Below are 14,755 nucleotides of genomic sequence, written 5' to 3' on the forward strand. Positions count from 1 at the left end.
GCTCCGCGTGACCGCCCCCGTCGACCCGCGGACCAGCTGGGCGCTGCCCGCGCCCGGGGAGATGGCCCCGGTCGCGGACCCCGAGCCCCTGGTCACCCGGGTGCTGGCCCCGAACCCCTCGCCGATGACGCTGGACGGCACGAACACCCACCTGGTGGGCGAACCGGGCTCGGGCCAGGCCGTCGTCGTCGACCCCGGCCCGGACGACGCCGCCCACCTGGCCGCCGTCGAGGCCGCGCTGGCCGCCCGCGGCGCCCGGGTGGTGGCCGTGCTGGTCACCCACCACCACGCTGACCACGCCGAGGCAGCGCTGCCCTGGGGCCGGCACTTCGGTGCACCGGTCGCCGCCGCCACCGGTGAGGTCGCCGGACCGGGTGGCCGGCTGCTCCGGGCAGGGGAGCGGCTGGAGCTGGCGGGGACGACGCTGGACGTCGTCCCCACGCCCGGGCACACCGCCGACCACCTGGCCTTCCGGCTGGCCTCCGGGGCGGTTCTGGTCGGCGACCACGTGCTCGGCCGGGGCACCTCCGTGGTCACCCATCCCGAGGGCGACGTGCTGGCCTACCTCGAGTCGCTCCGCCGAGTGCACGACCTGGGGCCCTCGGCGCTGTACTGCGGCCACGGGCCCGAGCTGACCACCGACCCCGGGGCGGTGCTGCGGTTCTACCTGGCCCACCGGGCGTACCGGGAGCAGCAGCTGCTCGACGCCCTCGCGGCCGGCGCCCGGACGGTCGAGGAGCTGGTCGCCGTGGTCTACGCGGGCGTGCCGCAGGCGGTCTGGCCGGCCGCCGCCCAGTCGACCCGGGCCACGCTGGCCAAGCTGGCCGCCGAGGGCCGGGTGGAGCCCGCCGGGGACCGGGTGCGGCTGGCCTGACCGGCCACCGTCCTACTGTTCCGGGGGTGGAGCCGGCCGGGGAGTGGGACGTCGTGGTCGTCGGCGCCGGTTCCGCCGGCTGCGCGCTGGCCGCCCGCCTGGTCGACGCCGGCCGGCGGGTGCTGGTCCTGGAGGCCGGCGCCGACCACCCGCGGCCGGAGGACTTCCCCGCGACGATCCGGGACGCCGCGACGATGGGGGCCGCGACCCCCGGCCACCCGGCGAACTGGGAGCTCACCGGAGAGCTCACCGACGACCTGCGCTGGCCGGTGCCCCGGGGGAAGGTGCTGGGCGGCTCCAGCGCGCTGAACGGCACGTACTTCATCCGGGCCACCCGCGCCGACCTCGACGGCTGGGCCGCCGCCGGCAACGACCTGTGGTCGGCCGACGCGCTGCGCCCGGCCTTCGCCCGGTGCGAGAGCGACGCCGACTACGGCGACCGCCCCGGGCACGGCTCGACCGGCCCGCTGCCGGTCACCCGGGTGCACGAGCCGCATCCCGTCACCGATGCCTTCGCCGGCGCCTGCGACGCGCTGGGCTTCCCGGCCGAGCCGGACAAGAACGCCGACGGCCCGCCCGGGCACGGCCCGGTGCCGTTCACCGTCGCCGACGGCGTGCGGGTCAACACCGCGATGGCCTACCTCTCCCCGCGCCGGGGGCGGCCCGGGCTGACCGTGCGGGGCGGGGTGCGGGTGACCCGGGTGCTGGTGGAGCACGGCCGGGCGGTGGGCGTGCAGACCGACCGCGGCCCGGTGCGCGCCGCGGAGGTCGTGTTGTCGGCCGGCGCCGTCGGTTCCCCGCACCTGCTCCTGCTGTCCGGGATCGGCCCCGCCGACCACCTGCGGGCCACCGGCGTCGCCGTCGTCGCCGACGTCCCGGGAGTGGGGCAGGGGTTCAGCGACCACCCCGACGTCTACGTGACCTACCGGCCGTCCCGGCGCACCCCGATGCCCCGCGGGCTGCTCCCGCTGGCCACCGCCCTCAACACCGCCGACCACCTCGAGGTCATGCCCTGGCTCAAGCCGTTCCGACAGGTGATGCTGTTGCGGTCCTCGGGGTCGGCGCTGTCCGGCGTCGCCGAGGTGCTGCGCCGGCCCGCGGCGACGCTGCGGGCGTTGCGGGGGGCCTCCGTGCCGCGGCTGCTGGACTCCGCGCGCCGGCGGGACGACCTCTACCTCGCCGTGGCCCTGCAGCAGGAGGAGAGCCGCGGGCGCATCAGCCTGACCACCGCCGACCCGCTGGTGCAGCCACGGATCCAGTACCGCTACCTGACGCAGGACGCCGACCGGCGCCGGCTGCGGGCCGGCGTCCGGCTGGCCGCCGAGCTGCTGCGGACCCCGGCCTTCGGCCCGCTGGTCGCCGAGCGCACCGGCCTGCCCGACGACGTCCTGGCCGACGACCGAGAACTGGACAGGTGGACCCGGGCGCACCTGGCGACCGCCGTGCACCTGGCCGGCAGCGCCCGGATGGGGCCGGCCACCGACCCCGGGGCGGTGGTCGACCAGCACCTGCGCGTGCGGGGGGTGGCGGGCCTGCGGGTGGTGGACACCTCGGTGATGCCGGTGGTGCCCTCCCGCGGGCCGGCGGCGACGGCCGTGGCGATCGGGGAGCGGGCCGCCGAGCTGATGACCGGCGGCGGCTGACGGACCACCCTGCCGGACGGTGGGTTCAGCCGCCGGCGTCGCGGGCCGCGTCGGCCACGGCGAGGGACCGGTCCAGGTAGACGGCGTTGCCGGACAGCAGCCGGTGCAGCTCCCGGAACGACCGGTCCAGCACCGCGGCGGGGTCGGTGTCGGCCGGGTCCGGGTCCGGCGCCTGGCCGGCCATCTCGGCCAGCCCGACGGCCGCGTCGGCCAGCGTCGGCCACAGGTGGGCCCACTGCCAGAACTCGTAGGTGGCCGGCCCCACCAGGGCCGACGCCGGGGTGCCCAGCAGGCCGATCCCGTCGACGCCCGGCCGGCCGGGCGGCTCGCCCAGCCCGAGCAGCAGCGACTGGACCCGGTGCGTGCGGGCGAACTCGGCGGCCGGCTCGGAGCCGGGGACGAGCTCGGCCACCAGCCCCCGCTCGATGAGCGCGTCGAGCACGAGGTCGCAGTCGGGGACCCCGGCCTCCTCGGCCGCCTCGCGCACCGCGGTGCGGGTCCAGGGCACGCCGTCCTGCACCCGGCTGGGCACCCCGTGCGTCAGCGTCCACACGTCGGCGGTGGTCTGGTCGCCCAGCAGCGGGCTGTCCCAGCCCAGCCGCACCACCCAGTAGCTCGGCGGCTCCCCGCGGTGCTGGTGGAAGGCGCCCATCGGGTGGCCGACGGGGAAGACCAGCGCCTCCTCCGCCGGGGGCATCGGGTCGGTGGGGGTCATCAGTTCACCGCCCAGGTGTCCAGGTGGACGGCGTTGGGGGTGAGGAGCCGGTGCAGGTCCTCCAGCAGCGAGGTCAGCAGCGCGTCCGGGTCGGTGGCGAGGGTGTCGGTGATGCCGACCCGTGCCGCGGTGGTCGCGGCGCCCTCGCATGCCCGCCACAGGCTGGTCTCCATGTGCGCCCACTCGAACAGGTCGTAGGCGGCAGCCGACAGCACGGCGAGCGGGCGGCCCGGCAACCCGACCGCGTAGGCGTCCGGCGCGGCGGCGCTGTTCCCGAGCCCCAGCACCAGCGGCACCATCCGGACCCGGCGGGCCAGGTCGCGGGCCGAGTCGGTGCCCGGCGCAGCGAGAGCGACCAGCCCCTGCTCCTGCAGTCGGTCCAGTCGCTGCACGCAGTCCGGGAGGCCGACCGCCTCGGCCTGCGCGGCCAGCGCGTCCGGGGTCCACGGGCGCGGCTGGTGGTCGGCCGGCCCGTGCGCCATCGCCCAGACCCCGAACTCGGCCGAGGTGAGGCTGTGCAGGGCCGCACCGACCCGGACGTCGAACTGGTCCACGACCGCGCGGACGCCGATCAGCTGACCGATCGGGTAGACCTGCAGCGCGGGCGAGTCGCTGGTCATCGCGGCGAGCCTAGCCGGGGCCGGAACTCCCGCGCCGGACCACCGCCGGGCCGCGGGTCAGCTCAGCGGACGGTGCGGATCTGGGTGCTCGTGGTCGACAGCGGCGCCCACGGGTCGGGGTGCGGCTGCCCGGCGTCGCTCGCCCAGCCCGGTGGACGGCTGCCCGTCGTGCTGCCCCGGGTGGCCGGGCGGGCACTCAGGTGCACGATCAGGGAGAGCAGGACGAACAGCCCCACGAGCACGCCGGCGATGGTCAGGAGCGTCGAGAGCATGCTGGAGAAGCTAGTGGTGCGGACTGGTCCGTGTCCGGCGTTGCGCTGGGCAGAAGTAGCCGAAGTCGATCATCGGATGCGGGAAGTCTGACGGTTGACGTCGACTTGTCGACCGCAGTTGGACGATCCACCCCGTCAGAGTCTGCCAGTGCACGCGGTTCCGCGACAGCCCGGACCGAGCGCCGTCCCGACCCTCAGCCACCAAAATGGCCATTTTGGTGGTCGAGGGGTCAGGCGTCGAGGGGGAGGCCGGTGTAGTTCTCAGCGAGTTCGCGGGCGGCGGCCTCGGACGAACAGACCCGGCGGAGCTGGGACAGCTGCAGCTCGGCGTCGAAGTCGTCGCCGGCGCGGTGCAGCATCGAGGTCATCCACCAGGAGAAGTGGGTGCACCGCCAGACCCGCGCGAGCGCCCGGTCGGAGTAGCTGTCGACCAGGTCGGTCTGCTTCTCGGCCAGCAGCCGGACCAGTGCGGTGGCGAGCAGGGTGACGTCGGCGACGGCGAGGTTGAGGCCCTTGGCGCCGGTCGGCGGGACGATGTGCGCGGCGTCGCCGGCCAGGAAGAGCCGGCCGCGGCGCATCGGCGCGCTGACGAACGAGCGCATCGGCAGGATCGACTTCTCGGTGACCGGGCCGGTCTCCAGCTCCCAGCCGTCGAGGGCGAACCGGGTGGACAGCCCGTCCCAGATCCGGTCGTCCGACCAGTCCTCGATCTTCTCGTCCGGGTCGACCTGCAGGTACAGCCGCGACACCGACGGCGAGCGCATCGACAGCAGCGCGAAGCCGTCGGGGTGCCAGGCGTAGACGAGCTCGTCCTCCGACGGGGCGACGTCGGCCAGGATGCCCAGCCAGGCGTAGGGGTAGGTGCGCTCCCACAGCCGGCCGGAGGTGCCGGCGGTGACCACCGGGCGGGAGACGCCGTGGAAGCCGTCGGTGCCGGCGATGGCGTCGCACTCGAGCACCTGGGGCACGCCGTCGGCGTCGGTGAACCGGATCCGCGGGTGGTCGGTGTCGACGTCCTCGGGGGTGACGTCGGAGACCTCGAACAGCAGCGGCGGGCCGCCGTCGAGCTGGGCGGAGATGAGGTCCTTGGTCACCTCGGTCTGGCCGTAGACCCACACCTTGCGCCCGCAGAGCTCGGGGAAGTCCAGGTGGTGCCGGGTGCCGGGGTACTGCAGGAAGATGCCGTCGTGCGGCAGGCCCTCGCGCTGCAGCCGGTCGCCCATGCCGGCGTCGATCAGCGTGGAGACGGTGTGCTGCTCCAGGATCCCGGCGCGGATCCGGGCCTCGACGTAGTCGCGGGAGCGGTTCTCCAGGACGACGGTGTCGATGCCCTGCAGCTGCAGGAGCCGGGACAGCAGCAGCCCCGCCGGGCCGGCTCCGATGATCCCCACCTGGGTGCGCATCGCCCGAGTGTGACCCCCGCCGCCGACGTCGGGCGACCTCCTCCTCCCGCTGGACGGAAGGATCAGCGGAACTGCTCGGTGCGCGCCAGGGCCCGGCCGATGCCCCGGGCCGCCACCTGCAGCACCGGGGCCAGTCGGGCGACGTCGCGGCGGTGGGCCGGGACGACGATGCCGAGCGCGGCGACCACGATCGGCCCGGACAGTCGCTCCACGGTGACCGGGACGGCGACCGAGGCCGCGCCCAGGCTCATCTCCTCCGCGGTCCGGGCCCACCCGCGGCGGCGCACCTCGGCGAGCTCCCGGCTCAGCAGCCCGGCGTCCACGACGGTGTGCCGGGTCTCCCGGGTCGGCTGCCGGAGAACCTGCTCCAGGACGTCGTCCGGCGCGGAGGCCAGCAGCACCTTGCCCACCCCGGTGGCGTGCAGCGGCAGCCGGCTGCCGACCTGGCTGACCACCGGCACCGACTCGCGGCCGGAGATCCGCTCGACGTAGAGCGCCTTGGTGCCCTCGCGGACCGCCAGGTGCACGGTGTCGCGGGTGGCGGTGTGCACATCGAGCAGGAACGGCGAGGCGACCTGGCGCAGCTCCAGGTCGACCGGGGCGAGCAGCCCCAGGTCCCACAGCTTGCGGCCGATCTCGTAGCGGCCGTCGCTGCGCCGGACCAGGGCGCCCCAGGCGGCGAGCTCGGCGAGCAGCCGGTGGGTCGTGGTCAGCGGGGTGCCCGACCGCTCGGCGACCTCGGACAGGCTGAGTCGGGGGTGGGTGGCGTCGAAGGCGTCCAGGACGCCGAGCGCCCGCGAGGTGACCGATCGACCGGTCGCGGCGGCACCACCGGCCACGTCGTCCCACCTTCTGCTGAGCGGAAGCAGTTGCTTCCGGCAGCGTACTGCCGGGCCGTACGGTCCGGACATGACCGGGACCACATCTCGCGAGCCGCGACCGGCGTCGGACAGCGCCCTGGTGCTGCCCCGCTACCTCCGGGAGCCCGCCGACGGGCGCACCCCGGTGGCCTACCCCGGCTACAAGAGCACGGCGTCCCGGGCGCCGCTGCGCACCCCGGTCGACCTGCCGCACCGGCTGACCGAGATCACCGGCCCGGTGCTCGGCGAGGACATGGTCGCCGCCGCCGACGCGGACCTGACCCTGCGCGAGGGCGGCGAGGCGCAGGGCCAGCGGATCATCGTCTACGGCCGGGTGCTCGACAGCGACGGCCGCCCGGTGCCGCACACGCTCCTCGAGATCTGGCAGGCCAACGCCGCAGGCCGCTACCGGCACGTGGTCGACAACTGGCCCGCCCCGCTGGACCCGCACTTCGACGGGCTGGGCCGGGTGGTGACCGACGACCTGGGGCGCTATGAGTTCACCACCGTCAAGCCCGGGGCCTACCCGTGGGGCAACCACCACAACGCCTGGCGGCCGGCGCACATCCACTTCAGCCTCTTCGGCCAGGCGTTCACCCAGCGGCTGGTCACCCAGATGTACTTCCCGGACGACCCGCTGTTCGGGCAGGACCCGATCTTCAACTCCATGCCGACCACGGCGCGGCACCGGGCGATCAGCCGGTTCGACCTGGAGCGGACCCAGCCCGACTGGGCGCTGGCGTTCCAGTGGGACATCGTGTTGCGCGGCCGCGAGCAGACCCCCTTCGAGACCGATGACGACGGAGATGTCGCGTGAGCGCCGACCGACTGTCCCCCCTGGTGCTGGCAGCCGACGAGACCAACGACCGTCGGCAGGGGACGCCGCGGCGCGGCACCGGCTTCCTGACCGAGCCCTTCCGGCTGGGCACGACCCCCAGCTCGACCGTCGGGCCCTACCTGGCGATCGGCCTGACCTGGGCCGACGGGGCGAACGCCGTGGCGGAGGGCACCCCGGGTGCGATCTGGCTGCGCGGCCGGGTCTTCGACGGCAACGGCGACCTGGTGCCCGACGGCATGATCGAGACCTGGCAGGCCGACCCGGACGGCCGCTTCGCGCACCCGGACGACCCGCGCGGCGCCGTGACCACCCCCGGCTTCCGCGGGCTGGGCCGGTCGCACACGGTCGACGGCGGCGCCTACGCCGTCCGCACGCTCAAGCCCGGCCGGGTGCCCGACGGGGAGGGCGGGCTGCAGGCGCCGCACGTCGACGTCTCGGTCTTCGCCCGCGGCCTGCTCGACCGGCTCGTCACCCGCATCTACTTCGCCGACGAGGCCGCCGCCAACGCCGAGGACGCCGTGCTGCGCGGCCTCCTGGACGACGCCTCGCGCGCCACGCTGATCGCCCAGCCGAGCGAGGACGGCTACGTGCTGGACATCCACCTGCAGGGCTGCGCGGCCCAGGGCATGGACGAGACCGTCTTCTTCGCGGTGTGAGCACCGGCCACGGGGGAGCACCCGCCAGGATGGACGCGTGATCCTCGACGCGACCTTCGCCCGCGGCCCCGTCTCGGCCGGCACCGCCGGGGACGCGTGGCTGGTGGCCCTGCTCGAGGTGGAGGGTGCGCTGGCCCGCGCCGCCGCCCGGGTCGGCCTGGTGGCCGGCACGGCCGCGGACGAGGTGAGCCGGGTGTGCGCCGACCCGGCCGCGCTGGACCTGCCGGCGGTGTACGCCCGGGCCGGGGACGCCGGCAACCCGGTGCCCCCGCTGGTCCGGGCGCTGCAGGACGCCGTGGGCCCGCACGCTGCCCGGGCGGTGCACGTCGGCGCCACCAGCCAGGACGTCGTGGACACCGCGGCGGTGCTGCTGGCCCGGCGCGGCCTGCACCTGATCGACACCGACCTCGCCGCGGCCGCCGAGGCCTGCGCCCGGCTGGCCCGGGCGCACCGGGACGACGTGCTGATGGGCCGCACCCTGCTGCAGCAGGCGCTGCCGGTCACCGCCGGGCTCAAGGCCGCCACCTGGCTGGCCGGGCTGGACGGCGTCCGAGCCCGGGTCGCCGCGGTCGCCGCGGCGCTGCCGGTCCAGTACGGCGGGGCGGTCGGCACGCTGGCCGCCAGCTCGGGCTCCGGGGTCGACCTGCGCCGGGAACTGGCCGCCGAGCTCGGGCTGGCCAGCACCGAGGTGCCCTGGTTCACCGTGCGGCTGCCGATCGCCGACGTCGCGGGCGTGCTGGGCGCGGCGGCCGGGGTGGTGGCCACGATCGCGCTGGACGTCGTCCTGCTGGCCCAGACCGAGGTCGCCGAGGTGGCCGAGGTGGCCGAAGGGCGCGGCGGTTCCTCGGCGATGCCGCACAAGAGCAACCCGGTGGCCGCGGTCTCCGCCCGGGCCTGCGCCCGCCGCGCCCCCGGGCTGGTGGCCACCCTGTTCGCCGCCATGGAGCAGGAGCACGAGCGCGGCGCGGGCACCTGGCACGCGGAGTGGCCGACCCTGACCGACCTGCTGGGCACGGTCGGCTCCGCGGCGTCCTGGCTGGCCGAGTGCCTGTCCTCGCTGCGGCTGGACACCGAGCGGATGGCGCGGACCGTGGCCGCGGCCGGTGACCCGCAGCTGGCCGGGGCGCTGGCCGAGGCGCTCACCCCGGCGCTCGGCGCGGGTGCGGCGCACGACGCCGCCGCCGCCGCGGTGCGGGAGGCGGCCGCGGCCGGTCGCCCGCTGGCCGACCTCGTCGCCGAGCGCACCGACGTCGACGGCGCCGCACTGGTCGCCGACGGCACCCCGGACGTCGGTGAGGCCGGCGCCCAGGTGGACGCCGCGCTCGCCGCCCACACCATCGCGATGCAGGGAGGACACCCGTGACCGCCGTCGAGGTGCACGCCGTCGTCGAGGGCCCGGCCGAGGCGCCGGTGCTGCTGCTGTCCAACTCGCTCGGCTCGGACCTGTCCATGTGGGACCCGCAGGTGCCGGCGCTGACCGAGCGGTTCCGGGTGGTCCGCTACGACACCCGCGGCCACGGCCGGTCGCCGTCGGGGCCCGGTGACGCCACGATCGACGACCTGGCCGACGACGTCGTCGCGCTGCTGGACCGGCTGGGGGTCGCCCGGGCGCACGTCGCCGGGGTGTCGATCGGCGGGATGACCGGCCTGCGGCTGGCCGTGCGCGAGCCGCAGCGGGTGCTGACCCTGGCGGTGCTGTGCAGCTCGGCGCACACCGGCAACGCGGCGAGCTGGGCGGACCGGGCGCGCACCGTGCGCGCCGAGGGCACCGGCGCGATCGCCGAGCCGGTGGTCAGCCGGTGGCTCACCCCGCCGTACGCCGCTGCGCACCCCGAGCTGGTGGCCCGGCTGCAGGCGATGGTGGCCGCCGCCGACGACGAGGGGTACGCCGGCTGCTGCGCGGCCATCGAACGGATGGACCAGCGCGCCGACCTGCACCGGATCACCGCGCCGACGCTGGTCGTCTCCGGCGCCGAGGACCAGGCGGTGCCGCCGGAGCACCAGCAGCTGATCGCCGACGGCGTCCCCGGTGCCCGGCTGCTCAGCCTCAGCCCGGCCGCGCACCTGGCCAACCTGGAACAGCCCGAGCAGGTCAGCCGGGCCCTGATCGCGCACGCCACCGGAGGCACGCCGTGACCGAACCGCAGCAGCCCGGGCCGCTGGAGACCACACCGCTGGAGACGGACGAGCAGCGCCGGGCGGCCGGCATGCGGGTGCGCCGGGAGGTGCTCGGCGACGCCCACGTGGACCGGGCGGTCGCCAACGTCACCCCGTTCACCGCCGACTTCCAGGACTTCATCACCCGCGTCGCGTGGGGCGACCTGTGGCAGCGGCCGGGCCTGGGACGCCGGGAGCGCAGCATGCTGACCCTCGCGATCACCGCGGCGCTGCGGCACTGGGACGAGTTCGCGCTGCACGTGAAGGCGGCGGTGCACAACGGGCTGACCGACGAGGAGATCGCCGAGGTGTGCCTGCACACCGCGGTCTACGCCGGGGTGCCGGCGGCCAACCACGCCCTGGCCGTCGCCAGGCCGATCCTGGCCGAGCTGCGCACCCAGGATGGGGGCGCCCAGGATCGAGGCACCCAAGATCGAGGCACCCAGGGCTGAGGCGCCCGGGGGCGGTCAGCCGGCGGGGACGGTGACCGGCACGGTCGCCCGGCCGGTGCCCAGGTCGACCGAGGCGCCGTCGGGGAAGGTCGCGGAGCCGGTGACGAGGAGGTCCCCCTCGGTGAAGCCGGCCGGCACGTCGAACGCGGTGATCACCCGCGTCGGGGAGTCGTCCAGGTCCAGCGCCCGCAGCGTGGTCCCGTCCGGCAGGCGCAGCGACAGCAGCCCCGGCGGCACCGCGCCGGGCGCGGCGTCCGGCAGGGCCATCGTCACGTCGAGCAGCAGCAGGGCGCGGCTCGGGTCGGCCGGCCGCTCGTCCTGGACGAACCACTCGAGCCGGCCGCCGCCGACCGCGATCGTGACGGGCAGGGACGCGGAGACCCGGCCGGGTGCGCTCAGCGTCGCCGACAGCTGCCGGACGGCGTCCACGTCGGCCTCCCGGGAGGTGCGCGCCAGGACCTGCAGGTTGCCCGGGCCGGGGGCGCCGGTGAGCAGCGACAGCCGTTGCTCGACCGCGGCGTCGACGACCAGGAGGTCGGCGACGGTGGTGTCCACGGGCACCGACAGCAGCGCCTCGACGGTGGTGCCCGGGGCGGTCAACGCCGGGGCGACGACGACCGGATCCCGGCCGGGGACCTGGTAGCTGATCGCCGGTGGGGTGGGGGAGCGGCCCTCGCCCTGCTCCACCAGGTACCGCACGGCGAGGAACTCCTCACCCTCGGCCGGGCGTCGGGCGGCGTCCCCGGTGCCCACCCGGTCGGGCCGGGCCAGGCCGGTCACCGTCACCGCCGCGGCGGGACCGGAGAGCCGGGCCGGGCCGGCCGGCTCGGCCCAGGTGACGTCGGGGAACGGCCCGACCGCGCTGTGGCCGGGGGGCGCCTGCGGCACGGCAGGGGCGGTCAGCCCGCCGGTGCCCCGCGGTGGCTCCTCCCGGTCCGGCCGGCGGAGCAGCCCGCGGTCGGTCAGCGGCTCGGGGGCGGGGTCGGCCGGCAGCGCGGCGACCGACAGCCGCACGTCGCCGCCCGCCGGGGTGCCGGTCAGGGGGAACCGGAGCCAGCTGGCGTCGTCCTGCCCGTCGACGAACAGCGCCGGGCCGCACAGCAGCTCCGGGCGCAGCTCGGAGCCGGCGGCGTCCTCGAGCTGGAACCAACAGCGGCTGTCCGCGCTCCGGACTCCCTGCCGCATCGCCACGTGGTCGCTGAAGGCACGATCGGCCGCGGCGAGGACGACGGCGGGATCGGTGACGTAGCGGCCACCGAAGGTGAGCGGGTCCTCGCGCAGCAGCGCGAACAGCCCGGCGCCGGCCAGCAGCACGACCAGCAGCGCGGCGCTGAGGATCGACCCGATCGGACGGCGACGGCGGCGTCCGACCAGCGGGGGTACCGGCGCGGCCGGGTCGGGCGCCGGGACGGCGGGGCGCTCCTCGCCGGCTCCGCCCACTGGTCCTCCGGCCTCTCGCAGCTCCACGGCGGCCTGGCGGCGGCCGACCGGGAACGCTAACCGACCAGGCAGGCCGACCGCACGCACCGCCACCGGAACGGGGAACGGGTCGCCGCGCTGCGGTCACCCGGAGGGAGGAGTGGCTCCTTGTCTCTCGGTTCGGCAGCGGCTACACCGGGTAGGGGCGATCCGCTGGACCCACCCACTCGTCGAGGAGGACCGCCCTGCCGCGTCGGAGTGATCGACCGCAGGAGGCGTTCCACCGCGTGACCGCAGTGCCCGAGGAGAAGGCCCGCCCGCTGCGGGTGGCGACCGTGCCGTACGCCGGCGCCTACCCCGCGGCGGTGCTCCCGGCCGGCGCCGTCCGCGTGGGCCCGGACGTCTCGCCCAGCCCCTGGCTGGACCCCGAGCACCTCACCGCCCATGCCGCGGAGCTGGACGTGCTGCACCTGCACGGCGGGTACGAGCACCTGACGGCCCCGGAGCTGGACGCCTGGACGGCGGCGGTGCGCCGCTGCGGGGTGCCTCTGGTGGTCACGGTCCACGACCTCACCCCCCGGGAGGCGCCCGACGGCACCCTCCGGCGCACCCGGCACCGGGCCCACCTGCGTGCCCTGCTGGCCACCGCGGAGGTGGTGCTCACCCTGACCCGGGGCGCCGCCGACGAGATCGCCGACCGCTTCGGCCGGACGGCGATCGTCGTCGCCCACCCCTCGCTGGCCGAGCCCACCCCCGACATCGGGCGGGAGACCCGGCTGGTCGGACTGCACCTGGGACGGCTGGGTCCGGAGGTGGCCGAGCCCGGGACGCTCGTCCGGGCCGCGCTGTCGGGCGCAGTGTCCGGTGGCGGCCGGCTGCGGGTCGACGTGCACCCCGACGTCGACCTCGCCGCACGGCTGCCGGAGCTGCTGGAGCTCGCCGGCGCCGGTCAGCTGGAACTGGCCCGCAGCTGGCCGCAGGGCCCGGCCGCCTGGGTCCGCCACCTCCAGGGGCTGCACGTGTCCGTGCTGCCGCGCCGCACGAGCACCCACTCGGGCTGGGTGGAGCTGTGCCGCGACGCCGGCACCCGGCTCCTCGTCCCCCGCGGTGGCCGGCACTCCGAGCAGTGGGCCGACGTCGTCCTGTACGGCAACGACCCCGAGCACGGGCTGGACGCCGCGTCACTGACCTCCGCGGTGGTCGCCGCCCTCACCCGGCCGGCACCGGGCCGGGTGGACCGTGCCTGGCGGGCCGCGCAGCGTGCCGCCGTGCAGCAGGTGCACGCCCAGGTCTACGAGCAGGTGGCCGCCGACGCCGCGGTGGTCTGAGCGGCAGCTGGTCAGTCGCCCTCGGGACCGGACTGCGTGGCGTGCGGCAACCGCACGGTGAAGGCGGTGTGCCCGGGTGCGCTGGACAGCTGCACGCTGCCGCCGTGCGCGGTGACGACGGCGTGCACGATCGCCAGCCCGAGCCCGGTGCTCCCGGCCGACCGGGACCGGGAGGCGTCACCGCGGGCGAACCGCTCGAAGACGTGCCCCTGGAGCCCGGCGGGCACCCCCGGGCCGTCGTCGGTGACCTGCAGGACCGCCCAGTCGGACTCCGTCCGCAGCCGGGTGGTCACGGTCGTGCCCTCGGGGGTGTGGGTGCAGGCGTTGCCGAGCAGGTTGACCAGCACCTGGTGCAGCCGGGCGGCGTCACCACGCACCAGCACCGGGGTGTCGGGGAGGTCGAGCTGCCAGTGGTGGCGCGGGCCGGCGACGTGCGCGTCACTGACCGCGTCGACGGCCAGGGCGGTGAGGTCGACCTCCTCGGCGGCGAGCTCCCGGCCGGCGTCCAGCCGGGCCAGCAGCAGCAGCTCCTCGACCAGGGCCGACATGCGCAGCGCCTCGGACTCCACCCGGCTCATCGCGCGCCCGACGTCCCCGGCGACCTCGGTGTGCTGCCGCCGGACCAGTTCGGCGTAGCCGCGGATGGAGGCCAGCGGGGTGCGCAGCTCGTGGCTGGCGTCGGCGACGAACTGGCGCACCCGGGTCTCCGACTCCTGCCGGGCGGCCAGCGAGCCCTCGACGTGGTCGAGCATCCGGTTCAGCGCCATCCCCACCTGGCCGACCTCGGTGCCCGGGTCGGTGTCCTGCGGGGCCACCCGCTCGGCCAGCTGCACCTCGCCGCTGGCCAGCGGCAGCTCGGAGACGCGGGTCGCGGTGGCCGCCACCCGGTCCAACGGCGCCAGGGTGCGGCGGATGACGAGCACGGCGGCGCCGGCGGCGGCGAACAACGCGGCCAGCCCGGCCAGCAGCTCCACCGCGATCAGGTTGCGGACGGCGTCGGCGGCGCCCCCCAACGGCAGCCCGTCCACCAGCACCCCGTTCGGGATGCTGTTGGCGACCAGCCGGTACTCGCCGAGGTCGCCGCCGAGGTCCCGGGTCGCCGGGGCCGCGTCGGTGGGCAGCTCGGCGAGGACGGCCTCCTGGGCGTCGGTCAGCGGCAGTGGCTGGCCGCGCTGGTCGAGCACCGCTGAGTCGACGACGGCCCCGTCCATGATCATGGCGCCGAGCGTGCTCTCGCCCTGGCCTCGGGCGCCCAGACCACCCGGCCCGCCACGCCCGTCGCCCCCGCGGTCGAACCACTCGCCGTCCCGGCCGGTGGCGTAGTCCTGGGAACGGTCGGCGGCCGCCTGCAGCCGGCTGTCGACCTGGCCGACCAGCTCCGAGCGCAGCGCGGTGACCGAGACGACGCCGACCAGGGCGAGCACCAGGACCAGCGGGACGACGAAGGCGATGAGCAGTCGGGTGCGCAACGAACGGCGGGACCGGGTGGGGCCGCCGGTCACCGGTGGTGGTCAGACG

15 protein-coding genes are annotated in these 14,755 nt (G+C 76.4%); 8 read left to right on the top strand and 7 right to left on the bottom strand.

Annotation, left to right across the window (positions count from 1 at the left end):
• Positions 1 to 7: 7 nt before the first annotated feature.
• Complete coding sequence (locus tag O2W18_RS13570; RefSeq protein WP_269188044.1) at positions 8 to 874, top strand: MBL fold metallo-hydrolase; 867 nt, start codon at positions 8 to 10, stop codon at positions 872 to 874.
• A gap of 26 nt (positions 875 to 900) precedes the next feature.
• Complete coding sequence (locus O2W18_RS13575; protein ID WP_269188045.1) at positions 901 to 2,517, top strand: GMC family oxidoreductase; 1,617 nt, start codon at positions 901 to 903, stop codon at positions 2,515 to 2,517.
• Positions 2,518 to 2,542: 25 nt separating this feature from the next.
• Here the strand turns inward: O2W18_RS13575 and O2W18_RS13580 are convergent, their stop codons facing one another.
• The 5 genes from O2W18_RS13580 to O2W18_RS13600 all read right to left on the bottom strand — a co-directional run bounded on the left by O2W18_RS13580 (position 2,543) and on the right by O2W18_RS13600 (position 6,366).
• Positions 2,543 to 3,232: a hypothetical protein gene (locus O2W18_RS13580; RefSeq protein WP_269188046.1), complete on the bottom strand. Its 690-nt coding sequence runs from the start codon at positions 3,230 to 3,232 to the stop codon at positions 2,543 to 2,545.
• Positions 3,232 to 3,852 (bottom strand): hypothetical protein, encoded by a 621-nt coding sequence (locus tag O2W18_RS13585; protein ID WP_269188047.1) that lies wholly within the window; start codon positions 3,850 to 3,852, stop codon positions 3,232 to 3,234. The genes O2W18_RS13580 and O2W18_RS13585 overlap by 1 nt, the downstream gene beginning before the upstream one ends.
• Positions 3,853 to 3,914: 62 nt before the next feature.
• On the bottom strand, positions 3,915 to 4,124 hold the full coding sequence (locus O2W18_RS13590) for a hypothetical protein (RefSeq protein ID WP_269188048.1): 210 nt from the start codon (positions 4,122 to 4,124) through the stop codon (positions 3,915 to 3,917).
• Between the two features lie 230 nt (positions 4,125 to 4,354).
• On the bottom strand, positions 4,355 to 5,527 hold the full coding sequence (locus O2W18_RS13595) for a 4-hydroxybenzoate 3-monooxygenase (protein WP_269188049.1): 1,173 nt from the start codon (positions 5,525 to 5,527) through the stop codon (positions 4,355 to 4,357).
• A 62-nt stretch (positions 5,528 to 5,589) separates the two neighbouring features.
• On the bottom strand, positions 5,590 to 6,366 hold the full coding sequence (locus O2W18_RS13600) for an IclR family transcriptional regulator (protein WP_269188050.1): 777 nt from the start codon (positions 6,364 to 6,366) through the stop codon (positions 5,590 to 5,592).
• A 70-nt stretch (positions 6,367 to 6,436) separates the two neighbouring features.
• Between O2W18_RS13600 and pcaH the strand changes: the two genes are divergently transcribed.
• From pcaH to pcaC, 5 genes are read left to right on the top strand one after another with little or no spacing between them, the layout of a single operon-like run.
• Positions 6,437 to 7,204: a protocatechuate 3,4-dioxygenase subunit beta gene (gene pcaH / locus O2W18_RS13605; RefSeq protein ID WP_269188051.1), complete on the top strand. Its 768-nt coding sequence runs from the start codon at positions 6,437 to 6,439 to the stop codon at positions 7,202 to 7,204.
• Positions 7,201 to 7,881, top strand: coding sequence for a protocatechuate 3,4-dioxygenase subunit alpha (gene pcaG / locus O2W18_RS13610; RefSeq protein ID WP_269188052.1), 681 nt, complete (start codon positions 7,201 to 7,203; stop codon positions 7,879 to 7,881). Before pcaH ends, pcaG begins: the two co-directional genes overlap by 4 nt.
• Positions 7,882 to 7,918: 37 nt before the next feature.
• Complete coding sequence (locus tag O2W18_RS13615; protein WP_269188053.1) at positions 7,919 to 9,244, top strand: lyase family protein; 1,326 nt, start codon at positions 7,919 to 7,921, stop codon at positions 9,242 to 9,244.
• Positions 9,241 to 10,017: a 3-oxoadipate enol-lactonase gene (gene pcaD, locus O2W18_RS13620; protein WP_269188054.1), complete on the top strand. Its 777-nt coding sequence runs from the start codon at positions 9,241 to 9,243 to the stop codon at positions 10,015 to 10,017. The genes O2W18_RS13615 and pcaD overlap by 4 nt, the downstream gene beginning before the upstream one ends.
• Positions 10,014 to 10,490 (top strand): 4-carboxymuconolactone decarboxylase, encoded by a 477-nt coding sequence (gene pcaC / locus O2W18_RS13625; RefSeq protein WP_269188055.1) that lies wholly within the window; start codon positions 10,014 to 10,016, stop codon positions 10,488 to 10,490. The genes pcaD and pcaC overlap by 4 nt, the downstream gene beginning before the upstream one ends.
• Positions 10,491 to 10,505: 15 nt before the next feature.
• Here the strand turns inward: pcaC and O2W18_RS13630 are convergent, their stop codons facing one another.
• Positions 10,506 to 11,930, bottom strand: a complete 1,425-nt coding sequence (locus O2W18_RS13630; RefSeq protein WP_269188056.1) for a hypothetical protein — start codon at positions 11,928 to 11,930, stop codon at positions 10,506 to 10,508.
• A gap of 266 nt (positions 11,931 to 12,196) precedes the next feature.
• Between O2W18_RS13630 and O2W18_RS13635 the strand changes: the two genes are divergently transcribed.
• Positions 12,197 to 13,237, top strand: coding sequence for a glycosyltransferase (locus O2W18_RS13635; RefSeq protein ID WP_269188057.1), 1,041 nt, complete (start codon positions 12,197 to 12,199; stop codon positions 13,235 to 13,237).
• Positions 13,238 to 13,248: 11 nt separating this feature from the next.
• Here the strand turns inward: O2W18_RS13635 and O2W18_RS13640 are convergent, their stop codons facing one another.
• Positions 13,249 to 14,739 carry a sensor histidine kinase gene (locus tag O2W18_RS13640; RefSeq protein ID WP_269188058.1) on the bottom strand — a complete coding sequence of 497 codons (1,491 nt, stop codon included), beginning with the start codon at positions 14,737 to 14,739 and terminating at the stop codon, positions 13,249 to 13,251.
• Positions 14,740 to 14,755: the final 16 nt, after the last annotated feature.

It is taken from the genome of Modestobacter sp. VKM Ac-2983 (assembly GCF_026967885.1).
In the GTDB taxonomy this organism is placed as follows: Bacteria; Actinomycetota; Actinomycetes; order Mycobacteriales; family Geodermatophilaceae; genus Modestobacter.